The sequence below is a fragment of the Rhodococcus sp. NPDC057014 genome (assembly GCF_042673295.1).
Lineage (GTDB): Bacteria > Actinomycetota > Actinomycetes > Mycobacteriales > Mycobacteriaceae > Rhodococcus_F.
Genome location: NZ_JBHUSF010000329.1, coordinates 1 through 9,973 on the forward strand (window position 1 = coordinate 1; position 9,973 = coordinate 9,973).

The following is a 9,973-nucleotide window of genomic DNA, read 5'->3' on the forward strand; positions in this document are numbered from 1 at the left end:
GCCGGGCATCATGCCGGTGGTGTCGACGATGTGGAGGGGATCGTTCCGCAGATGAAGGCGACGCCGGGGATGCCGTTCCGGCAGGCCGTGGCCCGCCGGCAGGAGCGGGTGCGGCACATCATGCACACGTTGCCGGAGAACGCGCAGATCGCCATCCAGGAAAGCCTCGACGAGAATTCCGGCGGAAACGGCGGCGGAGGCTACGACTACGCATACAGCCAGGACGACACACAGGTCATCCCCGCATACCGGGGCGAAGGATACGAAAACACCACTCACGGGCAAGGGTAGGCATATCGGATGGGGGTTACCCGCAGCTCGGTCTTGCGGCCGGTCAATGGTGCGCTGACGCAGGCCGGAAACATCGTCGAGCTCTTCGTCGACGTCGCACGAAACACGTTCAAACGGCCGTTCCAATTCCGCGAGTTCATCGAACAGGCGTGGTTCATCGCCAGCGTCACGATCCTGCCCACGGCCATGGTCGCGATTCCGTTCGGCGCAGTGGTGTCGCTGCAGACCGGATCGCTCATCAAACAGCTCGGTGCAGAGTCGTTCACGGGAGCGGCCAGCGTGCTCGCCGTCATCCAGCAGGGTTCCCCGCTGGTGACGGCACTACTGGTGGCCGGGGCTGCGGGCTCGGCTGTCACGGCGGATCTCGGTGCGCGGACGATCCGCGAAGAGATCGACGCCATGGAAGTGCTCGGCATCAACCCGATTCAGCGACTCGTCGTGCCCCGGGTGCTCGCCATGGTGCTCGTCGCGATCCTGCTCAACGGCCTGGTGTCCGTCGTCGGCATCGCGGGTGGCTACTTCTTCAACGTCATTCTCCAAGGGGGTAATCCCGGTGCGTACCTGGCATCGTTCTCGGCCTTCGCGCAGCTTCCCGACATCTGGGTCGGCGAGCTCAAGGCGGCCGTCTTCGGTGTCATCGCCGGTGTCATCGCCGCATACAAGGGGCTCCATCCGAAGGGCGGACCCAAGGGCGTCGGTGACGCGGTGAACCAGTCGGTGGTGATCACGTTCCTGCTGTTGTTCTTCGCGAACCTGATCCTGACCATGGTGTACCTCCAGATCGTTCCGGCGAAGGGATCGTGACCCGATGACAATCGCCAAGGGACGCGGTGACCGGACCCTGATGGCAGCACGCCGGGTCGGTCGTGCGCCGCTCAACGTGCTCGACCGGGCCGGCGAGCAGATGTCGTTCTACGCCAGGGCAATCGCCTGGTCACCCCACACTCTCGTGCACTACCGCAAGGAGGTGCTCCGGCTGCTGGCCGAGGTCACCTTCGGCAGCGGCGCGCTCGCCGTCATCGGCGGCACCATCGGCGTCATCGCGATGATGTCCGGCTTCACCGGCGTCGTCGTCGGACTGCAGGGTTTCGCCGCGCTCGAACAGCTGGGCAGCTCGGTCCTCACCGGCTTCCTGTCCGCCTACGTCAACACCCGTGAGATCGCGCCGATCGTTGCGGCACTCGCGCTCTCGGCCACCGTCGGCTGTGGTTTCACCGCGCAGCTCGGCGCCATGCGGATCTCGGAGGAGATCGACGCACTGGAGGTCATGGCGGTGCCGAGTGTGCCGTTCCTCGTCACCACCCGCATGATCGCGGGATTCGTCGCCGTCATCCCGCTGTACATCGTCGGTCTGCTCGCGGCCTATCTCGCCTCCCGCATCATCAGTACGGTGTTCAACGGCCAGTCGACCGGGTCGTACGACCACTACTTCAACCTGTTCCTGCCACCGCAGGACGTCCTGTATTCGTTCGCGAAAGTGCTGATCTTCGCGTTCGTGCTGATCCTGATCCATTGCTACTACGGCTATCACGCGTCGGGTGGTCCCGCCGGTGTGGGCGTGGCCGTGGGCCGGGCGGTCCGCACCGCGATCGTCACCATCGCCGTTCTCGACTTCTTCTTGAGCCTCGCCATCTGGGGCACGACGACCACAGTGAGGGTGGCCGGATGAGCAACACGACATCTGTTGTGGGACGACGGGTGCTGGGGCTGGTGTTCTTCCTCGTCCTCGCGTTGTTCCTGGCCTTCACCATCGGCATGTTCAACAAGACCTTCACCAAGGTCGTCAAGATCGACCTCCTCACCGACAGTGCCGGAAATGCCCTGCCGCCCAACGCGGACGTGAAGGTCCGTGGTCTCATCGTCGGAGAAGTGCGTTCGGCGACCCCCCAGGAGGGCGAGGTCACTCTCGCTCTCGCGATCCAGCCGGACAAGGCACCGCTGATCCCGTCCAACGCGACGGCGCGACTGCTGCCCAAGACGCTGTTCGGTGAACGCTACGTGTCGCTGATCGTTCCGGAGGGCGACACGGCTCCGCCGATCCAGGCCGGTGACACGCTGCGTCAGGACAAGAGCGGCAACGCCGTCGAGGTCGGCGAGGTGCTGGACGGTCTGCTACCGCTCCTGCAGGCGATTCCGCCGCAGGACCTGGCGAACACGCTCGGCGCGCTGTCGCAGGGGCTGAGCGGCCGCGGTGCCGAACTCGGGCTGACGCTCGACCGGCTCGAGGAGATCTTCGGCGGGCTGAACACCGAACTTCCCGCTATCCAGGAGGATCTGCGGGGCCTTGCGGACTTCTCGCAGACGTATTCCGAGGCGGCGCCCGATCTGGTCAACGCCCTCGACAGCCTGCGGACCACCGGAAACACCGTGGTGGAGAAGCAGAATGAGATCTCCACGCTGCTCGTGTCGCTGACCGCAACCGCGTCGAGCACCGCGGATCTCCTGCAGACCAACGCCGAATCGATCGTCAGTATCGCCGCCGATTCGCGTGAGGCACTGCAGATTCTCGGCCGCTACTCACCGAGCTTCGAGTGCACGTTCGCGGGCTTCGCGAAGTCCGCCCCCGTTGCTCGTGAACTGCTGGCACCGGACGATCCGCACCCGGGTGTGCGCGCCAGCGTGCAGTTCGTCAACCCGAAGGGTCGCTACGTGCCCAACCAGGACGAGCCGCGCCTGCTCGACAACCGCGGACCGGCTTGCTACGACAACGTCACCGCTCCCGGCGGGAAGTTCCCGCAGTACCCGGGCGGCTCGTCCTACAACGACGGCGCCTACCAGGTGCCTTCGCGGAATCCCGGACCGTCGACCATCGACTTCCTCCCGGCGCCCGCCGGCGTTCCCGACCAGGTTCCCGGGTACGGAGCCCAGGTCACGCCCGCGAGCTACGCGGGTTCGAAGATGGAGCAGGACACCCTGGACGTCGTCTACGGCGAGGCCGGGGGCATGGCACCCGAGGACGTGCCGAGTTGGACGACACTCGTCGGTGCGCCGACCATGAGGGGGACTGAGGTGAGCTTCAAGTGAGGGGCCTGACCGCACCATTGGTCAAGCTGATCGTGTTCGCCGTGGTCACCATCCTCGCGACCGGTCTGCTGGCCGCCACCATCGCCAACCTCGGCGGTGGCGGTGGCACCAAGTTCAACGCGATCTTCTCGGACGTCACCTCGCTCAACGAGGGCGACGAGGTCCGCATCGCCGGTGTGCGCGTGGGTCAGGTCGAAAAGATCGCGATCCACGACGACCGCGAGGCAGAGGTCCAGTTCACGGTGTCGGAACGGGACTGGCTGCCCGCCAGCACCACCGCGACCATCCGCTTCCGGAACCTCGTGGGGCAGCGCTACATCGCGCTCGAACAGGGCGAGGGCCAGCAGGGGATGAAGATGAACGGAGGCGACACCATTCCGATCGAGCGGACCAAGCCTGCCGTCAACCTCACCACCCTGTTCGACGGCTTCCGGCCGCTGTTCCAGACCCTCAGCGCCGAAGACGTGAACAAGCTGTCGTACCAGATCATCCAGGTGTTCCAGGGCGAGTCGGGAACCATCACGGAACTCGTCAAGAACACGGCAAGCCTCACCAACACCGTCGCCGACAAGGATCGCGTGATCGGTGCGGTGATCAACAACCTCAACGACGTGCTCGCCACGGTGAATCAGCGTGACGATCAACTCGATTCGCTGATCGTCAACACCCAGCAACTCGTCACGGGTCTCGCGAACGAGCGGGGAACCGTCGGTTCGGCGGTGACGTCCCTCGCGGGACTCACCGACGCGACGGCCGATCTGCTCGAACCCACCCGACCGTCCATCCAGGAATCCATCACGTCGCTGAACACGCTGGCGACGACGTTGAACCGTAACTCCGACACGGTCAACAGCGTTCTCCAGACGCTTCCGGTGAAGCTCGAGAAGCTCGGCCGGGCAGCCAGTTACGGATCCTGGTTCCAGTTCTACCTCTGTGGAGTCGACATCGTCGCAGGACCAGGTACCGCGCCCCAACTGAACCTGCCCACGGGCTTGCCCACCGTCAACCAGCCGATCTATACGAACTCGGCGAAACGGTGCACGCAGGACGGCCTACAGGAGTTGCAGACACGATGAGCAGACGTCGCAGCCCGGCAGTGGCTGGTGCCCTCGGCATTCTCGTGGTGCTGCTGGCCACCCTGTCGGCTTTCTTCCTCGATTCGTTGCCGTTCATCGGCGCCGGGTCGACCTATCACGCGCAGTTCACCGAGGCGGCGGGGCTCAAGCCCTCCAACGAGGTGCGGATCGCGGGTGTCAAGGTCGGCAAGGTCACGTCCGTCGAACTCGACGGCGACCGTGTGGACGTCGCCTTCAAGGTGTCGGATGCGTGGGTCGGCAACGAGACGTCCGCGTCCATCCAGATCAAGACGATCCTGGGCCAGAAGTATCTGGCCCTCGACCCCCGCGGCTCGGACACGTTGAACCCGAGCGACGTGATCCCGTTGGACCGCACCACGTCTCCGTACGACGTGATCGAGGCGTTCTCGGCCGCCGCGCAGACGGTGGGTGACATCGACTCCGATCAGCTCGCGCAGAGCATGGTGACGTTGTCTCAGGCGTTCGAGGGGACTCCCACGGAGATCCGCGCGTCCCTGGACGGTGTCAGCAGGCTGTCGCAGACCATCGCCAGCCGCGACCAGGAACTGCAGAAGCTGTTCGATGCGACCGGCAAGACCACCAAGGTCCTCGCCGACCGCAACGCCGAGTTCAACCGGTTGATCAGTGACGCCGGTCTGCTGCTCGGTGAGCTGAACAGCCGTCAGCAGTCGATTTCGCAGCTGCTCACCGGAACTCAGCGGCTGTCGCAGCAGTTGACCGGACTCGTGCGTGACAACGAGGCCGCGATCGGTCCCGCGCTCGAACAGCTCGACGGCGTCGTCGAAATCCTGAAGGCCAACAACGAGAACCTGGACAAGGCGATGAAACTGTACGAGCCGTTCGTCCGCCTGTACACGAACGTGGTCGGCAACGGTCGCTGGTTCGACCAGGTCGTGGTGAACCTCCTGCCGCCGGGGCTGCCCGACATTCCCGGTCCGCGCGATCCCGTCCGAACGTTGGGGGGTAACTGATGGCAGACGTCGACAACGGAGCCGACCGCGGAGGACGCGGCGGAATCGCCCTCATCGCGGGAATCGTCATCGTCGCGCTGGTGATCGCCGGCGCCCTGTGGTGGGTGTTCACCCGGGCGGGCACCACGAAGATCACCGCGTACTTCGACAAATCGGTGGGCATCTACGAAGGCTCGGATGTGCGGGTTCTCGGTGTGAAGGTCGGATCGGTCGACGGCGTGGAGCCGCTGGGCGATCAGGTGAAGGTCGACATGCGCGTCGATCGCGGCGTCGACATTCCCGCCGACGCGAAGGCCGCGCAGGTCACGCCGTCGGTGGTGTCCGACCGCTACATCCAGCTCGCGCCGGCCTTCACGGGCGGCGAGAAGATGGAGAGCGGCGCGGTGATCTCACGGGACCGCACCGCGACCCCCGTGGAGGTCGACCAGTTGTACGCGAGCATCGAGGAGCTCTCCACCGCACTCGGCCCGAACGGGGCGAACAAGGACGGCGCGCTGTCGCAGTTCGTCGAGACCGGCGCCGCCAACCTCGACGGCAACGGTGAGGCGCTGGGGCAGAGCATCACCCAGCTTTCCGACGCTGCCCGCACGCTCAACGAGAGTCGCGGCGACCTCTTCGACACCGTCAAGAACCTGCAGGTCTTCGTGGGTGCGCTCGCGGCCAACGATCAGCAGGTCCGCGACTTCAACTCGCAGCTCTCCGACCTGTCCGGATTCCTGGCGGGGGAGCGGGAGAACCTCGGCGCCGCCCTGAACCAGCTGGCGATCGCCCTCGGCGACGTCTCGAAGTTCGTGGCCGACAACCGGGAGATCCTCGCCGAGAACGTGGACGATCTGGTGCCGGTGACGCAGACCCTCGCGGACAACCGGGAGTCGCTCGTCAACTCGCTGACGCTGCTGCCGCTGGCTATCAGCAACCTGGCCAACTCCTACGACGCGGAATCCGGAAACCTGGCCTCGCGCCTGACATTCACGGATCTGCAGGATCCGGCCGGAGTCGCCTGCAAGTTGATCGACCTCGGCAAGCTGGTTCCCGGCGATCCCCGATTCGAGCAACTCGGACGTCAGATGCAGCCGCTGATCGACAACTGCACCAACATCACGTCGCAGATCACGCAGTCGGCGAAGACTCCGTCGCTCGTGCTTCCGTTCGGGATCATGAGTGCGGACAACATTCAGCGGACGGTCACTCCCGGCACGGTGCCGGGTGTCGTGTCGCCGCGATTCGAAGGCGCAACGGGTGGTGAGGGCGAATGAAGCGGTCGGTAATCCTCGGCGCCGGTGCGTGCGCTGTCGCCATCGCAGTGACGTCCTGCTCGTCGGAGGGAATCTACGGGGTCCCGCTGCCGGGCGGTCCCGATGTCGGTGACAACCCCATGCATCTGACGATCCAGTTCGACGACGTCCTCGACCTCGTCCCGCAATCCGCGGTCAAGGTCGACGGCGTCCCGGTGGGGCGGGTCGAAACGATCAAGGTGGCACCGGACGGCTGGACGGCGGACGTGGAGGTCGTCCTCGACTCGTCCGTCGATCTCGCCGCCAACGCGGTCGCCGCCATCGAGCAGACGAACCTGCTCGGTGAGAAGTTCGTGCAGCTGTCCGAGCCGCCGGAGGACAAGGATCCCGCGCGGCTCGAGGACGGCGACACGATCCCCCTGGATCGCACCCGCCACGCCACGGAGATCGAGCAGGTTCTCGGCGCGCTGTCGCTGCTGCTCAACGGCGGCGGCGTCGGCCAGTTGCAGCCGATCGTGCACGAACTCACCACCGCCCTCGACGGGCGTGAGGATCGGGTCCGGAGTCTTCTGGAGCAGACGAACACACTCATCGACGGTCTCAACCAGCAGCGCGACGACATCACCCGCGCCCTGGACGGTCTCGACGCGCTGACCACGCGGGTGGACGAACAGAACGAGAAGATCGGACTGATCCTCGACGAATTGCCGATCGCGGCGGAGGTGCTCAACGAGCAGCGCCCGCAGCTCACCCAGATGCTCACGCAACTGGACCGGCTCGGCACCGTCGGCACCGACGTGATCAACAGGTCGAAGGACAACCTGATCGCGGATCTCCTCGCGCTGCGGCCGACCCTGAAGGCACTCGCCGATTCGGGCGACAACCTGCCCAATTCGCTCGCGTTCATCCCGACCGTCCCGTTCCCGGACGGCGTCGAGAAGATCGCACTCGGCGGGTCGGTCAACCTGTTCCTCTCGGTCGACCTGCAGATCGGCGATGCGCTGAGCGCACTCGGCGTCGGACAGGGCAACCCGGTGTACGTGCCGCCGAAGTTCGGTGAGCCCAAGCCGATCGTCGACCCGTCCAACCCGTACTACAACGGCAACGGCCCGAAGCCGGGGTGGCCGACGGTGTCCTTGCTGCCGATTCCGCCGATCGTCCCCGCCCCGACAGGCCTGCGGATTCCGGGTCTCCCCGGCGCCGCGCCCGCCGGTAACGGCACATCGGACGGGGCGGCGCCGCCGCCGCAGAACCCGCTCGGGGGACTGCTGGAGCAGTTCGGAATCGGGGGTGGACAGTGAGGTCACGACTGGTCAGGATCCAGCTCGTCGCGTTCGCCATCGTGGCGATGCTCGGGCTGGTCTATGTCGGCGCCAAGTACGTCCGCCTCGACAACCTGCTCGGGTTCGGTGAGTTCGACGTGAACGCGCAGTTCAAGGACTCCGGCGGCATCTTCACCAACGCCGAGGTCACGTACCGCGGAGTTCCCGTCGGCCGCGTCGGCGACCTGTCGCTGACCGCGGACGGCATCAACGTCCAGTTGAAGATCTCCTCGGGCGGGCCGGACATCCCGGCGTCGGCCAAGGCCGTCGTCGCCAACCGGTCCGCGATCGGTGAGCAGTACGTGGACCTTCAGCCCGACAGCGACCAGGGACCGTACCTCGAAAACGGCTCGGTGATCGTCGAGGCCGACACGTCGACACCCGTCCCGGTCGAGCAGGTGCTGATGGCCACCGACGGTCTGGTCCGGTCGGTTCCGGTCGATTCGCTGCGCACCGTCGTCACCCAGCTGGGAACGGCGTTCAACGGCAAGGGCGAGGATCTGCAGACGCTCGCGGATTCGCTCTCGACGCTGACGAAGGACGGACTCGACGTTCTGCCTCAGACACTGGCACTCGTCCGGGACAGCCAGACGGTGCTCGCGACGCAGTCCGATCAGTCGTCCGCGATCGTGCAGTTCAGTTCGGACCTCGACGCGGTCGCGGCGCAGCTGCGGACCAGCGACCCCGATCTCCGGGCGATCATCGACAAGGGAATTCCGGCGAGCGACGAGGTCGGTCTGCTGGTGAACCAGATCGGTCCGAGTCTCACCACCGACCTGACGAATCTCGCCGCGGTCGGTGACAAGCTGGCTCCGCAGGCGATCGCGCTGCGGCCGATCCTGATGTTCCTGCCCGCCATCGCGGCGTCCGCGTCGACCGTGGCCCCCGGCGACGGCACGGTGCATCAGGGCATCGTCCTGGAAACCAACAATCCGCCGTCGTGCACACTCGGTTACGAAGGGACGCAGGAGATCCTGGCCGAGATGAAGCGGCAGGACCCGAACTTCGACGACACCCAGCAGGACTTCCCGTTCAACACGAAGGCCAACTGCGACGCTCCCCAGGGAAGCGTGACGGGTGTGCGAAGTGCAGACCGCATCGTGTTCGCCGATCCGGACACGATCCAGCCGTGGGATTTCAAGCCGAAGGTCATGCCTGACACTCTCAACTTGAATCCCATCGCAACGCAGCTCGCGCCGCTCCTCGGGGTTACTCCCAAGTAGCATTCGGTTCCAGCCGAGGGCGAGTTGAAGAAAACAATCAGTAGGGTATTGGTGTGACGCGAATTACCACGCCCCCGGAGTCGGGACAACCGGCTCCGGGGAAGGACAGAACTCTGAAGGCCTCGTTTGCTGCGGTGACCGCACTGGTGGTGATCGCGGTTGTCGCAGCCGGATGGTTCGGCTTCGGGTGGGCGCGAGCGCTCTTCGTGGACAAGCCGATCGCCGACGCACGCGATTCCGCGTTGACGGGCGCCCAGCAGGCCGCGATCAACCTCAACTCGGTCGATTCCGCGGACCTCGACGGATCGTTCGAGAATATGAAGTCGTCGATCACGGGCGACAAGATGAACCAGGACCTCCAGGCGACGATGGACGGGTTCACCGACCAGATGCGTCAATCGGGTGCGGCGAGCAAGGCCGAACTGATCCAGGGCACCCTCACGGAACTGAACACGGACGACGGCACCGCGAAGGCTCTGGTCGTCGTGGCCGTCACCACCACCTGGCCGGACCGCTTCGACAAGGCCAAGGTGACGATGCGGATGGACGTCCAGGACGTGGACGGGGTCTGGAAGGCCTCGTCGGTCGAACCGGTGGGCGGTCGTATCCCGCTCGAGAGCGGTCCGGTGCCCGCCGCCGGCGCGGCCCCCGCCCCGGCCCCCACCGAACCGGCTCCCGCCGAGCAGGCGCCGGCCGAACAGGCACCTGCTCCCGAGGGCGATGGCAGCGGCCAGTAGTCCTGATGTGCCGCGGCGACGCGTCGCCGCGGTGTCCACGTCGACGACAGCTCGTCGTGCAATGAGAAAGTGG

Annotated in this window: 9 protein-coding genes and 1 pseudogene; all 10 read left to right on the forward strand. The window is 65.8% G+C overall.

What is annotated here, in order from left to right; all coding sequences use genetic code 11:
• A pseudogene (locus ACFTZB_RS37930) lies at positions 1–291 on the forward strand (ABC transporter ATP-binding protein); the annotation flags it as partial.
• A gap of 9 nt (positions 292–300) precedes the next feature.
• Positions 301–1,095, forward strand: a complete 795-nt coding sequence (locus tag ACFTZB_RS37935; protein WP_005252107.1) for an ABC transporter permease — start codon at positions 301–303, stop codon at positions 1,093–1,095.
• A gap of 4 nt (positions 1,096–1,099) precedes the next feature.
• Positions 1,100–1,960, forward strand: a complete 861-nt coding sequence (locus tag ACFTZB_RS37940) for an ABC transporter permease (protein WP_025433123.1) — start codon at positions 1,100–1,102, stop codon at positions 1,958–1,960.
• Complete coding sequence (locus tag ACFTZB_RS37945; RefSeq protein ID WP_378439900.1) at positions 1,957–3,315, forward strand: MCE family protein; 1,359 nt, start codon at positions 1,957–1,959, stop codon at positions 3,313–3,315. Before ACFTZB_RS37940 ends, ACFTZB_RS37945 begins: the two co-directional genes overlap by 4 nt.
• On the forward strand, positions 3,312–4,391 hold the full coding sequence (locus tag ACFTZB_RS37950) for an MCE family protein (RefSeq protein WP_378439902.1): 1,080 nt from the start codon (positions 3,312–3,314) through the stop codon (positions 4,389–4,391). Before ACFTZB_RS37945 ends, ACFTZB_RS37950 begins: the two co-directional genes overlap by 4 nt.
• Positions 4,388–5,383, forward strand: a complete 996-nt coding sequence (locus ACFTZB_RS37955; RefSeq protein ID WP_378439904.1) for an MCE family protein — start codon at positions 4,388–4,390, stop codon at positions 5,381–5,383. Before ACFTZB_RS37950 ends, ACFTZB_RS37955 begins: the two co-directional genes overlap by 4 nt.
• The gene (locus ACFTZB_RS37960; protein ID WP_378439906.1) at positions 5,383–6,639 is read left to right on the forward strand and encodes an MCE family protein; all 1,257 of its coding nucleotides are present in this window, start codon (positions 5,383–5,385) and stop codon (positions 6,637–6,639) included. The genes ACFTZB_RS37955 and ACFTZB_RS37960 overlap by 1 nt, the downstream gene beginning before the upstream one ends.
• Positions 6,636–7,919, forward strand: a complete 1,284-nt coding sequence (locus tag ACFTZB_RS37965; protein ID WP_219459205.1) for an MCE family protein — start codon at positions 6,636–6,638, stop codon at positions 7,917–7,919. Before ACFTZB_RS37960 ends, ACFTZB_RS37965 begins: the two co-directional genes overlap by 4 nt.
• Positions 7,916–9,163, forward strand: a complete 1,248-nt coding sequence (locus ACFTZB_RS37970) for an MCE family protein (RefSeq protein ID WP_160098658.1) — start codon at positions 7,916–7,918, stop codon at positions 9,161–9,163. The genes ACFTZB_RS37965 and ACFTZB_RS37970 overlap by 4 nt, the downstream gene beginning before the upstream one ends.
• 134 nt (positions 9,164–9,297) lie before the next feature.
• Positions 9,298–9,900 (forward strand): hypothetical protein, encoded by a 603-nt coding sequence (locus ACFTZB_RS37975; RefSeq protein ID WP_378439907.1) that lies wholly within the window; start codon positions 9,298–9,300, stop codon positions 9,898–9,900.
• Positions 9,901–9,973: the final 73 nt, after the last annotated feature.

Excerpts from the sequence above, each read along its gene's own strand:
- ACFTZB_RS37940 (WP_025433123.1), top strand. The coding sequence starts at position 1,100 with ATGACAATCGCCAAGGGACGCGGTGACCGGACCCTGATGGCAGCACGC.
- ACFTZB_RS37955 (WP_378439904.1), top strand. The coding sequence starts at position 4,388 with ATGAGCAGACGTCGCAGCCCGGCAGTGGCTGGTGCCCTCGGCATTCTC.
- ACFTZB_RS37945 (WP_378439900.1), top strand. The coding sequence starts at position 1,957 with ATGAGCAACACGACATCTGTTGTGGGACGACGGGTGCTGGGGCTGGTG.
- ACFTZB_RS37935 (WP_005252107.1), top strand. The coding sequence starts at position 301 with ATGGGGGTTACCCGCAGCTCGGTCTTGCGGCCGGTCAATGGTGCGCTG.
- ACFTZB_RS37960 (WP_378439906.1), top strand. The coding sequence starts at position 5,383 with ATGGCAGACGTCGACAACGGAGCCGACCGCGGAGGACGCGGCGGAATC.
- ACFTZB_RS37965 (WP_219459205.1), top strand. The coding sequence starts at position 6,636 with ATGAAGCGGTCGGTAATCCTCGGCGCCGGTGCGTGCGCTGTCGCCATC.